Source organism: Sulfuricella denitrificans skB26, from assembly GCF_000297055.2.
Taxonomy (GTDB): domain Bacteria; phylum Pseudomonadota; class Gammaproteobacteria; order Burkholderiales; family Sulfuricellaceae; genus Sulfuricella; species Sulfuricella denitrificans.
Map to the genome: position 1 here is coordinate 3,053,533 of NC_022357.1, position 20,995 is coordinate 3,074,527.

A 20,995-nucleotide genomic window follows, 5' to 3' on the forward strand; every position below is an offset into this window, starting at 1 on the left:
TTGGCAAATAACGTAGGCTACCATTCATATCCCAGCTCCTTCGCCATCGGCGACACGGCCCGCTTGAGCAGCCATTTCTCCAGTCGGCTCACCCGGGCTTTCTCGCCGCCCCGCTCCGAACTGCCCACTTTGGCGCCTAGCACCGAACGGTCAATGCGGATGCCCAGATACGATTCAATCTCTTCAAGAGGCGGACGGTTCCCGATGAGATCCTCGTAGCGCACCAACAGCGCATCCAGTTTCCTGGCATCTCTCAAATAGCCCTCCATCAACTGACGCCAGTGCGTACCGAAGGCGGTAGGCGTGAACATCGGCCTGTTCGGAAAAATGTCGTACCAGCTACGGCCATATCGCGCATAGGAACGGTAAGCATCCAGCGGGTTGCGATACAAAAAGAGAATTTTGGCCTTGGGGTAGAGCCAGCGCAGATAGAGCGCGTGCTCACTGCCCAGCCGAACTTCCTTGATACCCCAGCGCGCAGCCCCCCCTCGCTTTGCCGGCTCGGAAAACAGCGTGTCAAAGAAGGCGCGGTGTCCTTTGCGTAAATCCTCCAGAGAGGGGAACAGGTTGGCAACCCAGTTGCCAGATAGGTCGGCGGGAGGCGTGCCGTCGTAGTAATACTCGGCGGGTGGCCAATCGGGCCGAAATGCCTTCATGCTTTCCGCGAGCGCCTGAATCATGCCGCATTCGTCGTAAGGCTCGCCCCAGATGAGCACCTGCGAATCCGACATGATGAGCCGCTGCAACAGAGTTGATCCGGAACGCCAACCGGCGGACAAGAGAAAGACCGGCTCTTCGTCATCGTTTATGTCGCTATCTGGGCAGGCGCTGAGCAACTGCTCAATACCTGAAGCGATGCCCGGATGCCTCAGCAGCGCCTGTCGATGGGCAGCGCGCGCCTGCGCGGGACCTCGGAGCGCTGACATTAAATATTGACGCATATGCGGTATCCCCTACTTGCTTTTCGGCTGAGTGTAGACAATCGTTCCCAGCTCCTTCATTAAGCTGCACAGCACATCCTTGGCGGCACTAAAGGCGATACGATTCAATCGATAGTCTTCCAGAATCGCCCATACGCGGCTCCTCAGGCGCCGCCGCAGGTACTCGGCAAGCATCTTCCGGTGCAGCGTGGCGAGCCGAAACGAGAGCTTGCCGACCGCGAGATGGCCCCAGCGGAGAAAAGGATTCTTCAGGTCAACGGTGTTTCGCAGGAGCAGTGCCACGACGGCTTCCAGGACGTCCGTCTCGCTGAGCAAACCATTCTTGTAACGTACCAGCACATCGGAAGCCTTGACTTCGCAGAAGCGCGAGCAATACAACGTATCGTCGTCACGCCTGAAATAATAGAGAGGCTCGGGGATGTGGCACAGCCGAAAGCGCTTTGCGATGCGCATGAAATAATCGTAGTCCTCCACCAGGAACAGTTCCGGGTCATAATCCCCCACCGCTGCATAGACCTCACGGGTGTACATAAAACAGGCGCCAATATGATTGCCTTTTTCCAGCTGCACTTTGTTCGGGAGCTTGTCGTGGTGGATATCCAGCGGCCTACCGTCCGGATCCAGGTCGGCAAAAAGATAGTAATCCGCATAGATGAAATCGCAGTCACCGCCCTGCAATACCTCGACCATACGCTGAATAGCATTCTTGTCGTACAGATTGTCGTCGGAGGTCCAGGTCAGATACTCACCGCGTGCGAGCGAGAACCCCCGGTTCAGTGCGCGTGGCAGTTTGAGATTCGGTTCGTTGCGCACATAGCGGATGCGCGGGTCGTTGAACGTAGCCACCACCGCACGTGTGTCATCAGGTGAGTTGTCGTCGACAATGATCAGTTCCAGATTCGTATAAGTCTGATTCAATACGCTTTGAATCGCGCTCGGTAGCACATGAGCCCGCTTGTAGGTGGGCAACACAATGCTGACGAGAGGGTTGTCAGTAGTGCTATCGATCATGTGTCACGCATGCCCGGGTCTTGCAGAATCCGCTGCACGATCTTGATCCGTGCCGTGCCATCCCCGTAAGGATTCACTTTCGACGCCTTGGCCTGGTATGCACCTTCATCGTCGAGGAGTTGTGAAGCTTCCGCGACGATGGTCGCCGCGTCCATCCCGACCAGCTTCAACGTGCCCGCCTCCACGCCTTCCTGTCGCTCGGTCACCCTGCGCAGCACCAGTACCGGTTTGCCCAGGCTGGGTGCTTCTTCCTGAAGCCCGCCTGAATCCGTGAGCACCATGTAGGACTTCTTCATCAGGTGGACCAGGGGCAGATAATCCAGCGGGTCGATTAGTAACACATTCTCGATCCCGGAAAGAACACTGTTCACGACTTGGCGTACATTCGGATTGCGGTGCACCGGGTAGACCAGCACGATCTGGTCTTTGTATTTAAGGGCCAACTCCTTGAGACCGCGACAGATCGATTCGAATGGTCCACCGAAACTCTCTCGCCGGTGAGCGGTGACCAGAATGATGCGTTTCGTACTAAAGGGTAGCGTTTCCAGCGGTGTTCCCGCAAAGCTGTAAGGACGACTGGAAACGTCGAGCAAGGCATCGATTACCGTGTTACCCGTCACCGCAATGCGTCCCTCGGGAATGCCCTCGTTGAGCAAATGTTGTTTCGCTTTGTCACTATGAGCAAAGAACAGATCCGCCACCGCATCGATGATTTTTCTGTTGGATTCTTCGGGGTAGGGTTGAAATTTGTCGAAGGTTCTGAGACCGGCCTCGATGTGGCCGATCTTGACGCCGCAATAAAAGGCCGCCAGGGCCGCGGCCATCGATGTGGTCGTATCGCCCTGTACCAGCAGCAGATCAAAATGTTCCTCGCGCAGTATCCGGCTGACTTCCCGCAACACGCTGATGGTGATGTGTTCCAAGGTCTGATTTTCGCGCATCAGGTTCAGATCATAATCGACCCGAATGTTGAAGAGATCAATCAGCGGCGCCACCATGTCCTTGTGCTGGCCGGTGAGGCAGTTTTTATTCTCGATCAGCGCTGGATACTTTTCCAGTTCAGAGATGACCGGCGCCATTTTGATAGCTTCTGGACGGGTGCCGAAAACAGTAAGAACCTTAAGCATGTTTGCCTTCCCCTTGCATTTTCAGGAGGTGCGCATCAAGAAAGTACTTCACCGCCCAACTGATTTCCGCACCTGCAATATATTTCGCGCCCTTGCCGTAGCTACCGTAGAACCCGCCCGATTTGTTCTGTATTTTCTCAAGGTAGCGCATGGCCAGATCGGCTGGTTGCTTCTTTCCCAGCGTGTACCAGACGATGGCGTACTGCGCCATGCCGGTCGAGCAAACCCAATCCACGTCCGGATAGGCGGGAATGCTGCCGTCATCCCGCTGGCATCGTTCCACGTCCGCCATGCCGCGGCTCGCCAGTTCGAGTTCCCCGAGTTCACACAGCGCCTCCATGGTGTAAGCATGGAAATGCGACAACCGATTGAAGGGAACCAGTGCCTCCTGTTTCTTGTAGTAGGACAGAACGAAATTGGCTGCATCTTCATATTCTTTGACGCCCAGCAGCTTGCCCGCCTGAGCGAGCGGAGGCAGCACATAGGTATGAATGAGATCGTTCGCAATGCCGGTCCAAAGTTCGGTCGAAGGCGTGGTCAGGCGGCCTTCCGTATCAATCTGCGCCACCACCCAGTCGCACGCATTGCGCAACGGGGCTTCGATATCATTCATATCGTTCAATGCTGCGCACAACCCGCGCATGATCTGCCCGGTATCGAAGGTATAGGGCACGCCGTCCGGGGCGGGGAATGCGCCATTCGGCAACTGTATGGAAAGCAGCCAGCGGGTGCAAGTTCTCGCTAGTTCCTGCTCACCCCAGTTGTATAACGTCGGGATGAAATAGCCGGTTACTTCCGGATACGGCACGGGCGTCTTGGTATGCACAATGATGCCTTGGTCGGGCACCATGTGCTGTTTGAACCAGTCCATGGCCTTTTCATAACTCGGTTTCTGCTTTCGCCAGAAAAACATTTCGGACATCCTCGCCATATCGTTAAATCACTTGGCAGGTTCTTTGATCCGCATACGTTGATCAGCGCCCACACCGCTCAACTCCTGGACCGTTCCACTCGGCCATTGAATGCTGACTTTCTCCACCTGCGTGTTCTTGCCCAGGCCAAAATGCAGTCGGCTGTGATTCTGCCCGCGGTGATGGATGCCTCCGTCCTGTATCCTCACCTGGGTGACTCCACCTGCTGTGACATTCACTCTGGCGCCAATCCCGTCACGATTTGACGCCGTTCCCTCCAGATCGATTTCGAGCCAGTGGTTAGCGTTTCCGACATTACGGTAAAGATAATAGGCCCCACCCTCGGACGGCAGACCGAGGCTGCGGCCCATACTCCCGCCTGTGGTCACCAGAAGATCGAGAAATCCATCACCATCGAAGTCCACTGCCGTCACGCTGTCACCCACGCCTGAGCGAGGACCGGCCGCCCCGCCCGCCATTAGCACCGTATCGAAGTAGCCATCGCCCCGATTAAGCAACAGCAGGTTTTCTTGCTTGCCGACGTCGCCCGAGGCCAGTACGAACAGATCCAGGAGCATATCGTTGTTGAAGTCTCCGGCCACCACATTCACCGCCGCAATTGTCTTTTTGTTGATGCCCCGCTTGTCGCCCTCTTCAATCAGCTTCCCACCCCGGTTCATAAACAGGCGTTGTGGCGCCTCCTCGGCCTTGGAGGATTCGCCAGTCGCCGCAAGGTCCGTTATGGGCTCTGTCGAAATAACCTTTACTGCGACCTGGTGGAACTTGGCCTTGCCACCCGGCACTATATCCCGAGCACCGGAGACGAACACCTGCCATTTGTCCGGTGACGTCAGCCCTACATAAAGCCCCGCCTGCACACCGGGTTGGTAGGACGCTGTGCCAACCACCTTCGCCGTTTCCGGCGACAGGGGAAAATTAAGCCCATCCGGATGCCAGCCTTGCTGGCCGATGTGGATACGTTCTGCCGTCAACGCCCCAGCGGGGTGGACAGATGCAACGCGAAAACTGACCCTGCCCGCAGAACGGAAACTGAAACCCACCGTCTTGCCGACATCTGCCTCATTGATCAATATATCCGTAATAATCTCGTTGCTGCCTGGCCGGCCAAAGGCAACCGGCCCAGAGGGATTTTTGCGCGCCAGGAAAAGGTCGATGGCGCCATCGTTGTCGAAGTCGCCGGCGACGATATCCTCGAACGCCGTGACCGGAAGCAGATCGAGTTCCCGAGCGGGCAGCTTGGAAGTATCGAACACCTGTGCAGTCCGGTTTATACCCTTGCCCGCAACCCTGCATACCAGTTCGGGGTGCGCGTTATTGTTGAGCTCGGTGACGATACAAAATGGCACAGATTTGGACGCAAACTTCAATGCCTCCGGCGCTTCAACAAAGCGGCCATCTTGCTGCAGGAAGGCGAACGGTGGCAGACGATCATCGAAGCGGATCTCTGCCCCCTGGAACAGGTCCAACCGGCCGTCATGGTTGAGATCGACCCACAAGGGCATACGTGTGCGGCCATAAGGATTGGAAACACCTGCTGACTCTGCCACTTCTTCAAATTTCGTGCCCCGATTCAGAAAGAGGCGCTTCAATTCCGAGCCAACCCCCTCCTTCGCGCCAGTCAATTGCACCAGGTCGAGTCGGCCATCGTTGTCGAAATCGGCCCACGCAGCGCCATGCTTGTCGCCTCCCACATCCCCCGATACGAAAAAATCCCGGGTCACATCGACGAAGCGTCCCTTGCCCATATTCCGGAACAACTTCGCTTCGTTGAGGTGGTTAGTCACATAGAGGTCCGGCAGGCCGTCGCCATCAAAATCTCCCCAAGCGACGCCATAGGTCATACCGACATATCCCCCAAGTCCGGAAGACAGCGTCACATCCTCAAACACCTTTACTGGCTTATCCGGGCTGGAACATCCAGTCGGCAGGCTCAGTATTGCTGCCCATGTGGCAACCACAAGCATTGCCATGGCAACGGGTCGTAGCTTTAGGCCGGCCAGTGTTCTAATGGAATGCATATCTTGTCCCTTGTTGAATGGAGTTTACCGGAAGTCCCGACAGAAGAGTCTGCCCAACACAGGGAGTTTCTGCAGACGATCGCGCGCGGCATTAAGAACACGGACATGCCACGCTATAATGAGCACAGGGGCAGAGCAGACCTCAAGAAACCGCCGGGCGAGCTGAAGGGGAGCAAAGTCTTCCGCGCCAGCGTGGCGCAGGGCTCGACGGGACCATTCGCTGTAAGCAAACGCATCGCCCAGCACCTCTCCGATGGCCTCGACCCACGCATCAGCATTCAGAGAATTCTGGATCAGGATGCCCCCATCACCCACCGATTCAGGCAACCCTCCCCGCGCACTGGCAATCACCGGGATGCAGCACGACTGCGCCTCGATGGCCACTAAGCCGAACCCCTCTTCCCAAATCGATGGAATGACTAGCAGTTTAGTCTGGCGGTAAATCGAACGCATATCGGAAACACGACGCACAAACAGCACGTTAGGCACTTGGTTTAACTGCGACTGCAAGCTCGCTAGAGCAGCATCATTCAACTTCCATGACTCCAGGAGCAAGAATTTTTCCGCCGGCAGGCGCCTGGCGATCTCGAAAAATGTGTCTACCCCTTTCACCCGATGCGGATTGATCATGGTCACGTAGCCGTCCGGATCGCCTGCCGAATCGAAATACAGCTCGGCGGCGGGATAGACCACATGAACCCCTCTGCTTAGCACCCTGCGGACCTTCTCGGCCAAAAAGCCACTACTGCACACGACATGGCAGCCCAACTCCGCAGTTGCACGCAACTCGTCAGGGTCGAACTCAGCATCGTGCACGTAAAGCACGCCCTGGATACCTTTGGCCTTAGCGAGATCAAGAACCTCTCGGGCGCCCTCTAGCTGGGACCAAATAACATCCGGCTTGAAGTCGTCGATAAAATCGGCGAGTGCAACGAGGAAATTCGGAAAGACCTGCACCGGATAGCCACAGTCGATAATACCTCCCCACTCATCAGGCCGCGCGCGCGCTTCCAACTCATCGCAAACAGGCCGGGGAGAGGAGCGCAGCGGTGCGGAGACGGATAAAGCCCGTCTTTTTTCGTTTGGCCAAACACCCTGTATCCCCAACGCCTGATACTCCCCAGGCTGTGGATCGGCCCAGGGCGATATCGCATAATCGCTGGAGCCCACGGCAGCGCACTCGACTCCAAGCTCGTTCGCCATAGTCATCAGCAATTGATGCGCGCACCGCGCAGCCCCTCCGAGAAAGTAAGGGTAAGGCGGGCGTTCGCTGGCATAGAGGATGCGCATCTTCAGGTTAAGTTCTCGTGATGATGAGGCGACCTAAGCTTCGTACTGATTGTGATGCGCGCACTTGCGGCATCATTTTCATCAACGGGATACCTGAAACACGCTCAGTTGTCATGGCGGCTCTGAAAAGTATGGCCCTGAAGCGCCCATGTTGCAGGTATATCAAGCATGCGCAACCCTTCTTCTCTTACCTCATCATGGCCCGGTTTCACTTTAAATGTTCCAAGGTTGTCCCCGACAAAGATGGCACGCCGATCCTTATCAAATATTGCAAACCGCAAACAATAAATACCGGCCGTAAGAGGGTAGTGCTGAAAAACCACCTCAACTTCGTGTACACCCGCCTCGAAATCGGGTCGCGAATCAAAAACCGCAGTTGAAGATCCGGTCAGATAAAAGAAGTCTGTCGTGTGCGTACCCAGGATTAATTCTGGCTTTTCTAATGGCACATCAAGCCGAAATTTGACTCGAATTCTTAAGGGATCACCTGACGCCACCTCAGTGACAGGCTGACCCGAATCTTTTATCACGGCGATGGACAGAAACTCCGCCTCGCCTGATGCACGCACTCGTGCGCGACTGATTTTCGCGGCATCCTCAGCAATCTTATCATTGCTCCCGCGGAAAAATGCATCGCAGACGTCGCCAACGACCCCATCCCGTGCGAGCTTTCCATGATCAAGAAGAATTGCGCGAGTACATATGCGCTCGATTTGTCTAATATTGTGGCTTACGATCAGCACGGTCCGGTTGCGGTCCTTAATTAATTCTGTCATTCGACCGAAGCTCTTACGCTGAAATGCAAGGTCCCCTACCGCAAGTACTTCATCCACTATGAGAATATCGGAATCAACGCTAGTGGCAATACCGAACCCCAACCTAACCTGCATTCCAGAGCTATATCTCTTGATCGGGGTATCAATGAACTCTTCCAGTTCAGCGAAGGCCACAATATCGTCGAGTTTGTTGTTGATCTCGGCGCGCTTCATGCCGAGGATCGAACCATTGAGATAAATGTTCTCACGGCCAGTGAGTTCGGGCACCAGTCCCGCGCCGACTTCGATAAGCGGCGCTACCTTGCCCTTAACCTGGATGCTGCCGCTGGAGGGCTTTGAAATGTTGGCCAGCAGCTTGAGAATCGTGCTCTTGCCGGCGCCATTGTGACCTATGATGCCAACGACCTCGCCAGGCTCGATGGAAAAAGTGACGTCATCCAGGGCTTTGAACGGGGCACGCTTTTCAATCGGCTCGCCAGTAAGACGTCGCAACTGGTTGAGCGCGGTGGTTTTCAGGCTCTGCAGTTGGCCGAGTTTGAATTCTTTGGTGACATGATCGACTTCGATAATAGGCATGGTCAAATGACGTCCGCGAAATAGGATTCCGCCCGTTTGAAGAAGGCGTAGCTCAGGGGGAGAAGGATCGCGACCAGGATCATACCGGGCACCATGGCTCCCAGGTCAGGCGGTTCGTTTCTCAGCACCACACTCTGAAATGCGTCGATGATGCCGGCCATAGGATTGAGGGTATACAGGGTATAAAGCAGGTTGGACCACTCACCGGCAGCGTGGTGAACCAGCAGCTTATCTTTCACCAGCTGCAAGGGGTAGATCACCGGAGAAGCATACATCAACAGAGAAAGCAGCACGGGCAGTGCCGTCCCCACATCACGGTAGTAAACATTGACGGCTCCGCCGACGAAGGCGATGCTCAGTGCTGCCAGGATGGTGTAGAGGATTATGAAGGGCACCCAGAAGATGTAAACGCCCGGTACAAAATGATACCAAACCATGAGCCCAGCCAGGATGAGAAAACTGATGCCGAGCTCCACCAGTTTGGTGATGACTGCGGTGAGGGGAAATATCTCGCGGGGAAAATAGATCTTCTTGATCAGGTTAGCATTGCCGACGACGCTGTTTACTCCCTCCGATGCAGCTTCTTGAAAGAACACCCAGGGCATGAGCGCCGCAAAGGTCAAAAGGGGATAAGGAATGCTGCCGCTGTCGATACCGACGAAGCTCTTGACCAGTGTAAAAATAAGCATGAGCGTAAGCGGCTTCACCACAGCCCAAGCGATGCCCAGATAAGCCTGTTTATAGCGTAGAGTGACATTTTTCCAGGCGAGCACAGCCATCAACTCACGGTAATCGTATAAGCTTTTTAATACTGCAATCATCTATATGCCACTTCCTTAGTGCCGCAATGCAATTAACACACCATTCAAACTGGCGGCAGAATTTCGCTAGCCGGGTCAGAATATCAACACCAGCGGCGGTATCCCCACAATGTCTTTGTTATCGTCAGAAGCAGGTAGGTTAATCAAGGCAAATCTTACCGCTTAAATTTATTTTTTATTCTAATCGGATAGCTTTACGATTGTAGCGTTTTGAAAACCACGTTGCAGTTATTTTATCTTGCCACCAACAAGTCAGCTCCTCCTATCAACACCTTAAAATGAACCGGTGACGTGAGCGTAATCACGGATGCAGGTTCCGTCCAGCAAGGCATCAGCACTTTCTTGTCGCCCCATTTCGGCAATGGTCATACTAGTTTAACACCTGGCGAAACCACTTCGGGTCAACCTTGAGAATGCTCCAGTCATGATGTACGTATTCACCACGTTGGTGCAAACCCACCCAACCGCCGGAAAGACCAAAGAACAGTAATCTGCCAACCCTATAATTTAAGCAAACACACCTTAACAAAGCCAATGTAAGCTTCCACCCATAATGATTCGGACAGAATAAGCGATGATCAAACCTCTGGTTGCTTTGATAGGCACAATACTCTTGGCGAACATGGCGGCAGGAAGCACAGCATACACCGCAACGCCAGATACTTATGTGGCCTTGCTTCGCGAACTCGCACCAGGCGATCAATTGACTCTATCTCCGGGCATTTATGAACGTGGGCTTCCAATTCACAATCTGAACGGGACCGTGCACGCGCCCATCGTGGTCACCGGTCCTGACGGCACGCTGCCAGCCCTCCTCCTGGCGCACACCGGGCGCAACACCGTCAGCATTGTGAACTCCAGCCATGTGACTGTGCGGAACCTGACACTCGATGGTGCGGGCCTGCCTGTGGATGGCGTGAAATGCGAAGGCCATGCGCAGTGGGCGCACCATATTACCCTTGCAAATCTGGATATCCGTGGCCATGGCAACAACCAGCAGACCGTGGGCATCTCCACCAAATGCCCGGCATGGGGCTGGGTGATTCGGGAAAACCGGATTGTGGGCGCCGGCACCGGCATTTATTTGGGCAACTCTGATGGCAACGCCCCTTTTATTGGCGGCCTGATCGAGCACAACGTGATTCTGGATACGATCGGTTACAACCTGCAGATCAAACACCAGAACCAGCGCCCGGAATTGCCGGGGATGCCGCAGGAGCGCAGCGTAACCACTATTCGCGACAATGTGTTCAGCAAGGAACAGGGCGCATCGAATGGCCCTATGGCCAGGCCGAACGTGCTGGTAGGACACTTTCCGCTGGTGGGCCCAGGCAGCAATGATATCTATCTCGTCCATGGCAACTTTTTCTACCAGAACCCTGGTGAGTCTCTCTTCCAGGGCGAGGGGAATATCGCCTTGTACAACAACCTGTTCGTGAATCACGCGGGCGACGCGATCCGGATTCAACCTCACAACGACACGCCACGAACCATCAGCGTGTTCTACAATACAATTGTTGCATTTATAAATGGCATTGTACTTTTGAAACGTGAAGGCGACCCTGAATATAGTCAGTTCGTGGCGGGCAATGCGGTGTTTGGCAAGCCGCCGCTATCTGTTCCCGAGAGGGCATTATCGGCGAACCTGACCAATCGTTATGAAGTAGCGGGAAGATACCTCAATGCGCCATTTGCCCCTCTGGAAAAGCTGGACCTGTATCCGCGACCGGGCAGACTGAAGAACTTACCAATGGAGACCCACACACTGCATAGCTATGAAGGTTGGGATCTTGGTTTCAACGGTGAGAGTCGGAAAAACTCTTTCGCCGGCGCCTACGCAGGTGAAGGTCGCAACCCTGGTTGGCCACTCAGCAAAAACAGGAAACCGTGAAAATGCGCCTTTCTTATCCAGATGACCGTCATGCCTGAAATGCCAATCGCCTACAATCCGCATTCGGCCGGGTCTGCTCAGCCTCAGCGCAAATCCGGCCCTGACGAGAAGAATAGTACTGAGACGCGCCAGTTCCTGCTGTTGCTCGCATTCGCGTACACGGCCTTTGTCATTTACGGAAGCTTGGTGCCGCTGCACTTCCAGCCGCACCCATGGGAAGAAGCTCGGGCATTTTTTCGCGACATTCGCTACCTTAACCTGGGAATTGGATCTCGCGCCGACTGGGTGGCAAACATTCTGCTGTTCGTGCCTTTGGCTTTTGTATGGCTCGGCACACTGTGGCACTCAAAAATCGTAGGCTGGCGTATCGCGGCAACGCTATTAGTGCTACTTGCCTGCACCGGCCTGAGTGTGGCGATTGAATTTACCCAGATTTTCTTCCCGCCACGCACCGTTTCGCTGAACGACATTTACGCAGAAACCCTCGGCGCTTTTATAGGCATCTCTCTGTGGTGGGTTATCGGGTCATCCGTAACTCGATGGTATTTGGGCTGGCGAGCCGTCGAAGGGCCAATGGATCTCGCCCAGCGGCTTCTTTATGGCTACCTGTTTCTGTTGTTCGGGTATAACATCCTGCCGTTGGATCTGACCATCAGCCCGGTAGAGATCTACCACAAGTGGCATGAAGGGCGTATTGTCCTCATTCCATTCACAAACGGACAGGCCGATCTTGCGCAACAATTCTACGGCTTTCTCACGGATGTGTTGATATGGGTTCCAGCCGGGGTACTGGCAAGCCTTACCGCCAGATACGATACAAAACGAATCTGGCTCAGGCTGACTGCCGCAGCGGCCATGATCGAGTTTCTCCAGATTTTTGTTTACACCCGCGTCACAGACACTACCGACATTCTCACCGGCAGTTTGGGTTCTGCTATCGGGATATGGCTGGCTATTCGATGGCGAGCCGGAGAACCTGCTGTAAAACAGGCTAAAGCAGTGGGCAACACCAGCGGATTAATCGCAGGGATACTCCTCTGGCTAGCCCTGATATTTGCCGTGTTCTGGTATCCCTTCGATTTTCGAACTGATGGAGCGTTCTTGCACAGCCGGCTTACCGAGGCAACAACCCGGGTGCCTCTTGCCATCTATTACTTCGGTACCGAATATCGAGCAGTGACTGAAGTATTGCACAAGATCGGGTTCTTTTTTCCACTGGGCATACTGCTCGCCTTGCTTGCAGGCAAAATTCGCTCCGGGCCACCCTCTCTCTGGAAGATGGCCGCCTTGGCTAGCACGGGTATCGTTGCTGGCTCAGTGGAAGTAGGCCAGCTATTCCTGCCCGGCAAATTCGCCGACCTGACTGACTGGGTATTGGAAATAGCAGGGGGTTGGGCGGGGTGCGCACTTGCATGGCGAATTATGTCCATGCGCCACCAACGAGTACGAACTACACCTGTCATACCGGCGCCTCGCCACAGTCCATGGCTGTTTGCAGGGGGACTCGTGCTGGGGCTTGCTTTGCTGCTCCTGGCTGCAACGTATATCCCTGAGGTACCCTACAACGTACGCAAACTGATCGGACAAGAGCACCCCGTCTTGTCTTCTCTAGCCCTCGCGTGCGCTGTTGCATGGATATTTGGCTTCCCGGCCTGGGCAGCCAGACACCTGACAACAGGCTCGCAACGGCCTGAATATCTGCCCGCCTATCTGCTACTTCACGGTATCGTCGCCTGGTTTCTGCTGCGCATGTCAGCGCCCCTCGAAATGATTCATAAAATCGTCGGCTCACCCATTCTGGACTGGCCTTGGGAATGGGAATCGATCGGACGTTTTATCAGCTTGTTCGCGCTCTGGTCTGTGGTTTCATTTGGGGCAGGATTTATCTCATTGCGATCCTGGCTACCCAAAGCAAGTGGCTTTATCTGGGTATGGTCAGTCGCTACGCTGGCTTTGTTGCCGGTTATCTATATCGTGGTCATTCGGTACGCTGCAACAGACAATCTGACCGAGCTTCTTGCCGGGGGCGGAACGCCAAAGACATTTCTGTGGGTCGCTGCCGGTTTGTTCATGCTTGCCCTGGCGGGAGCTCAACTGGCCGGTGCGCTCGGCTCCGGCATGCGTGTAGGCACCATGCGAGGAGTACTATGGAGTATTGCCTCGTTTCCTTTGGCTTATCTCGCTCTGCACGCTGGCTTTGAGTCCTACATCATCAAATACGGCCAAGTTTTTTCCGCTTTTCAGTTTCTTTTGAGCCAGGACAGGGCCCACTATGCAACACCCATGGAACTGCTACTGCGCTATGGGTTCGCACATGGGACACTGCTTTTCGCCATTGCTGCCAGCCAGGCACCATTCCTGGGCCACAACGCATGTAAGTCAAATATAGCCCAGCACCAGAACTGAAAAGCCCTCACGATATTAAAGACCAATTGCCTGATTAATTAGTTCGACATGGGCTGAATAGTTTCCACGACCAGTTCAGCCGCCTGATCGGGTGACATCGAAGCTGTGTCAAGATGGATTTCAGGTGCTTGAGGCGTCTCATAAGGCGAGTCGATCCCGGTAAAATTTTTCAGATCACCTTTACGGGCCTTGCGATAAAGCCCTTTCGGGTCGCGCTCTTCGGCGATCGAAAGCGGGACATCAACAAATATCTCAATAAATTCGCCTTCTTCGAGCAGTTCCCGCGCCAGGCGGCGTTCCGACCGAAAAGGGGAAATGAATGCGGCCAGGACGATCAGGCCGGCATCCACCATCAACTTGCCTACTTCCGCCACGCGACGGATATTCTCTACCCGGTCAACCTCGGTGAATCCAAGATCCTTGTTCAAGCCGTGACGCACGTTGTCGCCATCGAGCAGATAAGTGTGGCAGCCCATGGCGTGTAGCCTCTTTTCCACCAGATTGGCGATGGTGGATTTCCCTGAGCCGGAAAGGCCGGTGAACCACAGCATGCAGGGCTTCTGCTCCTTGCTTATGGCGCGTGCGGCCTTGTCCACGTCGACGTGCTGCATGTGGATGTTCTGTGCACGGCGCAGGGCAAAGTGCAGCAAGCCCATCCCGACGATGCGGTTGCTCACTCGGTCGATCAGGATGAAACCGCCCATATCCCGATCTTCGTTATAGGGTTTGAAGGTGACCGGCCGGTTGACACTGATGTTGCACACGCCGACGGTATTGTTCTCCAATTTTGTTGCCGCCAGGTGTTCCGGAGAGTCCATGCTCATCTGGTATTTGATGTCGGTAATAGTGGCTGTAACCGTTTGGGATCCGGTCTTGAGCAAATACGACCGCCCCGAAAACAGGGGGGCATCGTGCATCCAGATAATCGTGGATTCAAACTGGTCGGCCACACTTGCCGGCGCATCAGCTGCAGAAATGGCCTCTCCGCGCGCGATATCGATTTCCATCGCTTCCAGGCAACTCGTCAGAGTGGTGCCCTGGTGCCACGGCATGTGGTTACCGGGCGCGACAATGTTGTCGCCATGCAATGCCGAGAGGGGAATGGCAGTGATGTGTGCCAGCCCGATCTGGCTAGCGAAGCTGCGGTAGTCGTCGACGATGCGCTGAAATGCTATTTCCGAGTAGTTCACAAGATCCATCTTGTTGATGGCCAGGATGACCTTGCGGATTCCTAGCAATGATACCAGGTGGCTATGCTGGCGATCCTGGGTGAGCATGCCTTGGCTTGCGTCGATGAGGATGACTGCCACATCGGCGGAAAAGAGGTGGCCGGCGGCATCAATCTGCTCTTGACCCGCGGACACTCCTTCCGCTAGCAAGGCGGAATCAGGGTTGTCGGCGCCCTGAGTTTTATTCTTCGTACCGGCGTTCAGCATGGCCAGCTGACCCTCGAACAGTATTTCTGATTGATAGGGCAGCTGACTGGCCAGGGTCCTCTTGCCGGAGCCGACGCTGCCACAGATAATGAAGCTCAAAGCCTTCCTGTGCTGCTGGCTGCGAGAGAGTGCATTGATGACGGTGGAGTCTGGGGCGTAAGTCATATTGAAACTCGATAACGTAAGATAATTGGGGTGAATTGCATGTCTGAAGTGCAACGCTTATTTTAAAAGTATAGCTGCTTACTCCCAGAAAATTTTTTAAGGGATTTTTTGAATCCGGGGTATTTTCGGAAGCAGGCCACTAGCGTTGCCTGAACCACTGTTCCAGCATCATCAGCACCCATACCATGGTGCCATGATATCCGGCGTGCTCCGCCAGATGCTGCCCGAGCAGTTTGTCGATGAACTCGGCGCGCACGATGTTGCGCGATTTCAGGCCATTCAGGCTATCGGTGGCCAGTTCCTGCAGTGGCTTGTGATCCTGGAGCCAGACGCCGAAAGGCAGGCCGAAACCGTGCTTTTGCTTGGTGATGATCTCGCCCGGCAAAAAATCGCGCAGCGCTTCCTTGAAAAAATAACGCAGTTTTGTCCCTTTGAGTTTGAGCTCCGGTGCCAGCCCCGCCGAGAAGGCCACCATTTCGTCGTTGAGAAACGGAAAAGCCACCTCCATCCCCGCCAGTTCACAGGCCTTGACCACCTTAGGCAGGTCGTTGTCGGCGAGAGTAAACTTCAAATCAAGGGCGAGCATTTGGTTGATCAGGCTTTGGGCATGGGTTTGGCGATAAGTTTCTTTCAAGCGGGAGAGAGGCTGTCCCGGATCAACGGTGGCTAGAAATTCCCGTGTAAAAATCTCCTCATGGCCGTAACGATCGAGCAGATTGTAAGTTTCCGTGCGCGCCGGCATCAGCACCGAGGCCTGCTCGATGTAGCTGCGGGCCTTGCGCACCAGCGGCACTCTCTGGCCACCGGGCATGCCGAAAACGGCAGGTTCCAGCACCCCCTTGCGCAATAACGAGGGAATACGTTCATAGAGGGAAAAGATATACTGCTTTGCATAACGATCGTTACCGCCAAATAGCTCGTCACCCCCGTCACCACCCAGGATCCTGTTCAGGCCGTCCGCTCTCGCCATGCGTGCGCAATAAAACGTGGGCACGGCAGAAGCGTTGCCGAAGGGCTGATCGAAGATTCCTGCAATCTGCGGAATAGCTGCCACCACGTCATCCGGAGTAACATAGTATTCGTGATGCTCGGTAGAAAAATGTCGGGCCGCAATACGAGCGTATTCCATCTCGTCATAGCCATCGGCTTCGAAGCCGATGGAGTAGGTGCGGGCAGGCCGGCCGCCAACCTCCCCCAGGATGCCCGCGATCGTGGAACTGTCTGTCCCGCCACTGAGGAAGGCGCCAACATCCTGATCTGAGGAGGCCTCGCGCACGCTTGAGCGCAACAGCCGCAAAAATTCCTGCTTGAGCTCGTCAAAGGGACGATTTTGACCTTCCAGGAACTGCATTTCCCAGTGTTTTTTTGTTTCCGCCCTGCCCTTACTGAAAACCAGATATTCGCCCGGCAGGAGGCGCTTTTGCCCCGTGTAGATCGTGTCGGGACCAGGCACCATATGAAAATAAAGGTAATTGTAGAGGCTCTGCGGGTCGATCTCCGGTCTTGCCAACGGATGAAGAATGATAGCATCCGCCGATGAACCAAATACCAGTCCATCTCCAGAAAGTGTGTAGGAAAGAGGCAGATTCCCCATGCGATCAACCGCCAGAACCACTTCACCGGTGGCTTCATTCAGGATACAAAGGGCATATGCACCCTCCAGAAGCGAGAGAACTGATTCGCCCTTTTCCCGCCAGCCGTCTGCCAGTACTTTAGCCACACCCTCGGCCTGCGCAAGCAGGGCCAGACGAGACTCCATAAATCTGACCCGGCCCCATACCGCGACCAAAAGCCCTTCATTGTGGTAGAGGTGAGCACTGTCGCCGCTCGCGGCGACAGTCAGGGCACCAGCCCTCCCCACCAAGGTCTGAATGTTGCTACCATCAAAGCGCGCCAGCGGCCCAGCCATTCGCTCAACAATCTGCCGATTTTCTGCCGTTGTGGCACCGTAGCCTATCCAGCCGCACAGACCACTCACAACAAGTTCCTTATTTTTTTTAACATCGCAGCCCTTTATCTTTTGGCCCTTAAACCCATTGTCGTTCCATTATTTGGCCACCCCATCAGGGATGGTTATATTGTATAAAAGCATGAAATTATGTTGGATATACAGAATTTGAAATGAATACTTCGCGACAAGTTAAGCTAATTTATCCCATGCCGGTTCATCAGGTCATACAGGGTTGGGCGGCTGATACCCAGCAAGTCGGCCGCCTTGGTAATATTGCCATCCATTCTCGCCAGCACCTTCACAATGGCCTTGTATTCCGCCTCATCCCGCACCTGACGTAGATTGAGATGCTCTTCTTCTGCCTTGGATGAAGGCTGCAGCCCAAGATCGTCCACACTGATTTGGGAGCCATCCGCCATGATGACGGCACGCTTGATGCTGTTTTCCATTTCCCGCACATTGCCTGGCCATGAATAGCTTTCTATCGTGGCCAGCGCCTCCTGACTGAAATTAAGCGAGGAACGTCCCTCCCGAACACTGAACTTGTTCCTGAAGTGATGCGCCAACAATGCGGCATCTCCCACCCGCACCCGTAGTGGAGGAATCGTGACGACGATCTCGCTCAACCGGTAATAGAGATCTTCGCGGAAGTCTCCCGCTGCTATCATTTCCTTCAGGTTCTGATGTGTCGCACAGACAATGCGCACATCCACAGGAATCTCTTCACGACCCCCTATCCGTTCTATCACCCTTTCCTGCAGGAAGCGCAAAATTTTTGCCTGCAGGGCCATCGGCAGGTCACCCACCTCATCGAGAAAAAAGGTGCCCCCATTGGCAATCTCGATTTTGCCCAGAGTCTGCTTGGCAGCCCCGGTAAAGGCACCCTTCTCATAACCGAACAGCTCGCTTTCCAGAAGGCTTTCGGGGATCGCCGCACAGTTGATCGCCATGAACCGCTCCCCTTGCCGCGAGCTCAACTGGTGCAAGGCCTTTGCCAGCAACTCCTTGCCGGTTCCACTTTCGCCCAATAGCATTACTGTGGCGTCAGAGGTCGCGACCCTTTCCACGTTACTGCATATCTTGAGCATACCCGGATCCCTGCTGATAATGCCCGACAGGGGTGAATCCATTTGGACTTGCTGCATCCGACGGTTTTCCTGCTGCAACGCATACAGGAAAAAGGCCCGTTCGACCACCAGACCGAGCATCTCTGGATCAAAAGGTTTCTGGTGAAAATCGTAAGCGCCCATGCCGATGGCCTTCACCGCATTGGCATGATCCTGGTTGCCGGTAAGGACGATCAGCTTGGTATCCGGGGCAAGTGCGCGTATTTGCTGCAGCGTGGCCAAGCCCTCGGAAGCACCATCGGGGTCAGGAGGAAGCCCGAGATCCATGGTGACAACCGCCGGTTGATACCGACGAACTTGCGCGAGTGCGCTTTCACGATCCCCTGCCACCAAAACTTCGTAAGCCTCGAAATTCCAGCGCAGCAACTTCTGCAGACCGGGGTCGTCCTCAATAATCAGCAGGTGGGGTTTGTCCCGATTCACCGAATTCCCTTTCAAACTATGCGACTCTCTCGACAGCCTGATCCTGGCGATGAAGCGGCAGCATCACACGGAAAGTAGTGCCGCCCGACTGGCTGCTGGTAACTTCCAGCTGGCCCCCAAGTTCACGTATGTATTCCCGGCTTTCAAACACGCCTATTCCCATGCCTGCCGACTTGGTAGACTCGAAGGGCTTGAACAGCCGCTCGCGGATAAACTCCTCGCTCATGCCGTGCCCGCTGTCTTTGACCTCTATGATTGCAGACTCATCCTGCCTGGCCAAGTGCACAAGGACCTGGCCGTCTCTTGGAGTAGCCTCAATGGCGTTCTGGATGAGATGCCCGATCACCCGTTCCAGGCGCACCCAATTGGCGAAGACCTCCAGACCGGGATCCTGGATCTCAAGCACCGGCTTCGGCGTATCGGCCAGCTTGGCCGCAACCGCCTGCTGCAGCAGATTTTCAATAGGTAGCGGGGCGGACTTCTCATCAGAAGTACCGCTGCTCAATTTCTGAAGGAGCAGCTTCATTTTCTGTACCGAGAAATCCACCGTGTCGGTCATGTCTTTTTGGAACTCCGGGTTATTTTTGTGTTTTTCGGTGAGGGAAAGCAGCAGTGACAACTGGGAAACCAAATTTTTCAGGTCGTGTACGACGAAAGTGGACATGCGATTGAATGATTCAAACTGTCGCGCCACCAGAAGCGCATTGGCCGCTTCCTGTTGCGCGAGATAACTTGCCGCCTGGCGGCCGGCGATCTTGAGCAGATCATTCACCTCCCAGTTCAGCCTGATTCTGCTCCTGGGCTGAGCCAGCAGCACAAAACCAAATAATCCTCCGTGCTGAATCAGCGGAACCACCAGCCAAGCCTTTGGAATAGCGCGTAACCACTGTGGAATGGTGATTGCAGCGTATTTTTCGGGATTGGTGTCGTACTCTTGCAAATCCATCACCCATTGCTGGTTTTCGAGAAACCGGCAAAAGGGGCTATTCACTGGCTCTATCCCGCCAGCCAGTGGCATGTTCCAATGCGCAACAAGTTCACAATCACCGGACTCGCTGCTGATCCACAAAGCTCCGCCAGGGCTTTCCACCAGCTCAGCAATGGCCTGGATGGCGCGCTCGCCCAGACCGTGGCCATCCTCGGAGAGAGTGAGGATAAAACGTAACCATTCTTCCCGATAGTCGTAGTTGTAGCTGAAAAAATTCTTGCTGATGAAAACCTTTAGCCAGGAACGCAAAGTGCCCGAGAACAGCACAATCAGGAGCAATGCGACGGCACCGAACAGAAAAGCAACCTGCAGCACCGGGCCCCAGTTTCCCCCAAAAAAACGCAAGTAGTAACCGGCAGCCGCCATGACCAGCAAGTACATGGCGGCCCCTAAAAGCGCCGTGGAATGGAACAGGATCCGGCGCGAAACCGAAATTCCTAATGACCATTGAGGATTACGCGCGGCAGACACCGCCATCAAGGGAACGACCAGGGCATTGACTATCCCTCGCGCTGTCCAGATCTCCGGGCTCACCTGCCGGAATAACATGGCATCGCTATAAAGATAGAAATCGTAAGCGAACAACCCGCCTATCCCCAGGCAGGCGAATTTTATCCCCCAGCGCTGCTTGGCAGGCGTGTTTCTGTAGAGCTGCTCCACCAGGATCATGCCAATAACCGCCATTGCCCCGCGTCCGACGACGCTGGCCATCGCCCCAAAGGGGGCAGTGCCAAGACCTTCATAAGAGTAGAGAGTGACAAGAAAGAGCAAAAGGTAAAACCCTGTCACTGCCACCACAGCTGGCTTGACTCTGGGGGGAGACAAAACCTCCGTCTGCCGTAAGGGTCCCAGCAACATGACCAGAAAAGCAGTCCAGCCTGCGTTCCGAAGGATTTCCAGGATATCCGTCAGGAGCGATATCGGACGCCCCAAAGTGGCCTGATAAGCGACCGTCGCCGCCCAAAGCGCAGAAAGCAGGCATGCGACGGTGAGCACCATCCCGTGCAGACGACCGCGCCAACTTGTCAACAGGAGGCCGGACAAGAAAAAAAATGCTGCCGCAGCGGCAGCGTAGCTGAGTGCCACAATGTTTGTTGTCAACATGGAATATCTCGG

General features: G+C 54.8%; 14 protein-coding genes. 2 read left to right on the plus strand and 12 right to left on the minus strand.

The annotated features are described in order from the left end of the window. Positions 1-17: 17 nt before the first annotated feature. The 8 genes from SCD_RS14735 to SCD_RS14770 all read right to left on the minus strand — a co-directional run bounded on the left by SCD_RS14735 (position 18) and on the right by SCD_RS14770 (position 9,492). On the minus strand, positions 18-926 hold the full coding sequence (locus SCD_RS14735) for a sulfotransferase family protein (protein ID WP_051338821.1): 909 nt from the start codon (positions 924-926) through the stop codon (positions 18-20). Between the two features lie 27 nt (positions 927-953). Then, positions 954-1,952: a glycosyltransferase family 2 protein gene (locus SCD_RS15940; protein WP_009207261.1), complete on the minus strand. Its 999-nt coding sequence runs from the start codon at positions 1,950-1,952 to the stop codon at positions 954-956. Next, positions 1,949-3,079: a non-hydrolyzing UDP-N-acetylglucosamine 2-epimerase gene (gene wecB / locus SCD_RS14745; protein ID WP_009207260.1), complete on the minus strand. Its 1,131-nt coding sequence runs from the start codon at positions 3,077-3,079 to the stop codon at positions 1,949-1,951. Before wecB ends, SCD_RS15940 begins: the two co-directional genes overlap by 4 nt. After that, a complete protein-coding gene (locus SCD_RS14750) occupies positions 3,072-3,992 on the minus strand; it encodes a terpene cyclase/mutase family protein (RefSeq protein ID WP_161626947.1) in 921 nt (306 codons plus the stop codon). Before SCD_RS14750 ends, wecB begins: the two co-directional genes overlap by 8 nt. 27 nt (positions 3,993-4,019) lie before the next feature. After that, a complete protein-coding gene (locus SCD_RS14755; RefSeq protein WP_009207258.1) occupies positions 4,020-6,029 on the minus strand; it encodes a CRTAC1 family protein in 2,010 nt (669 codons plus the stop codon). 24 nt (positions 6,030-6,053) lie between these two features. Beyond that, on the minus strand, positions 6,054-7,319 hold the full coding sequence (locus tag SCD_RS15945) for a glycosyltransferase (RefSeq protein WP_009207257.1): 1,266 nt from the start codon (positions 7,317-7,319) through the stop codon (positions 6,054-6,056). Positions 7,320-7,423: 104 nt separating this feature from the next. Continuing rightward, entirely contained in the window at positions 7,424-8,671 is a 1,248-nt protein-coding gene (locus SCD_RS14765) for an ABC transporter ATP-binding protein (protein ID WP_009207256.1), read from the minus strand. A 2-nt stretch (positions 8,672-8,673) separates the two neighbouring features. Beyond that, entirely contained in the window at positions 8,674-9,492 is an 819-nt protein-coding gene (locus tag SCD_RS14770; RefSeq protein ID WP_009207255.1) for an ABC transporter permease, read from the minus strand. 574 nt (positions 9,493-10,066) lie between these two features. Here SCD_RS14770 and SCD_RS14775 point away from each other — a divergent pair. Both SCD_RS14775 and SCD_RS14780 read left to right on the plus strand, forming a co-directional pair. Further along, positions 10,067-11,383: a right-handed parallel beta-helix repeat-containing protein gene (locus SCD_RS14775; protein ID WP_009207254.1), complete on the plus strand. Its 1,317-nt coding sequence runs from the start codon at positions 10,067-10,069 to the stop codon at positions 11,381-11,383. Positions 11,384-11,413: 30 nt separating this feature from the next. Next, on the plus strand, positions 11,414-13,789 hold the full coding sequence (locus SCD_RS14780; protein WP_009207253.1) for a VanZ family protein: 2,376 nt from the start codon (positions 11,414-11,416) through the stop codon (positions 13,787-13,789). A 38-nt stretch (positions 13,790-13,827) separates the two neighbouring features. Here SCD_RS14780 and cysC read toward each other — a convergent pair whose 3' ends face one another. The 4 genes from cysC to prsK all read right to left on the minus strand — a co-directional run bounded on the left by cysC (position 13,828) and on the right by prsK (position 20,983). Next, positions 13,828-15,390, minus strand: a complete 1,563-nt coding sequence (gene cysC, locus SCD_RS17040) for an adenylyl-sulfate kinase (protein ID WP_009207252.1) — start codon at positions 15,388-15,390, stop codon at positions 13,828-13,830. Positions 15,391-15,529: 139 nt separating this feature from the next. Next, on the minus strand, positions 15,530-17,368 hold the full coding sequence (locus tag SCD_RS14790; protein ID WP_009207251.1) for an asparagine synthetase B family protein: 1,839 nt from the start codon (positions 17,366-17,368) through the stop codon (positions 15,530-15,532). Between the two features lie 167 nt (positions 17,369-17,535). Further along, the gene (gene prsR / locus SCD_RS14795; RefSeq protein ID WP_009207250.1) at positions 17,536-18,891 is read right to left on the minus strand and encodes a PEP-CTERM-box response regulator transcription factor; all 1,356 of its coding nucleotides are present in this window, start codon (positions 18,889-18,891) and stop codon (positions 17,536-17,538) included. 16 nt (positions 18,892-18,907) lie between these two features. Further along, a complete protein-coding gene (gene prsK / locus SCD_RS14800; RefSeq protein WP_009207249.1) occupies positions 18,908-20,983 on the minus strand; it encodes an XrtA/PEP-CTERM system histidine kinase PrsK in 2,076 nt (691 codons plus the stop codon). Positions 20,984-20,995: the final 12 nt, after the last annotated feature.

Excerpts from the sequence above, each read along its gene's own strand:
- cysC (WP_009207252.1), bottom strand. The coding sequence starts at position 15,390 with ATGACTTACGCCCCAGACTCCACCGTCATCAATGCACTCTCTCGCAGC.
- SCD_RS14775 (WP_009207254.1), top strand. The coding sequence starts at position 10,067 with ATGATCAAACCTCTGGTTGCTTTGATAGGCACAATACTCTTGGCGAAC.
- SCD_RS15945 (WP_009207257.1), bottom strand. The coding sequence starts at position 7,319 with ATGCGCATCCTCTATGCCAGCGAACGCCCGCCTTACCCTTACTTTCTC.
- wecB (WP_009207260.1), bottom strand. The coding sequence starts at position 3,079 with ATGCTTAAGGTTCTTACTGTTTTCGGCACCCGTCCAGAAGCTATCAAA.
- SCD_RS14750 (WP_161626947.1), bottom strand. The coding sequence starts at position 3,992 with ATGTTTTTCTGGCGAAAGCAGAAACCGAGTTATGAAAAGGCCATGGAC.
- SCD_RS14770 (WP_009207255.1), bottom strand. The coding sequence starts at position 9,492 with ATGATTGCAGTATTAAAAAGCTTATACGATTACCGTGAGTTGATGGCT.
- SCD_RS14780 (WP_009207253.1), top strand. The coding sequence starts at position 11,414 with ATGCCTGAAATGCCAATCGCCTACAATCCGCATTCGGCCGGGTCTGCT.
- SCD_RS14765 (WP_009207256.1), bottom strand. The coding sequence starts at position 8,671 with ATGCCTATTATCGAAGTCGATCATGTCACCAAAGAATTCAAACTCGGC.
- SCD_RS14735 (WP_051338821.1), bottom strand. The coding sequence starts at position 926 with ATGTCAGCGCTCCGAGGTCCCGCGCAGGCGCGCGCTGCCCATCGACAG.
- SCD_RS14755 (WP_009207258.1), bottom strand. The coding sequence starts at position 6,029 with ATGCATTCCATTAGAACACTGGCCGGCCTAAAGCTACGACCCGTTGCC.
- prsK (WP_009207249.1), bottom strand. The coding sequence starts at position 20,983 with ATGTTGACAACAAACATTGTGGCACTCAGCTACGCTGCCGCTGCGGCA.
- SCD_RS15940 (WP_009207261.1), bottom strand. The coding sequence starts at position 1,952 with ATGATCGATAGCACTACTGACAACCCTCTCGTCAGCATTGTGTTGCCC.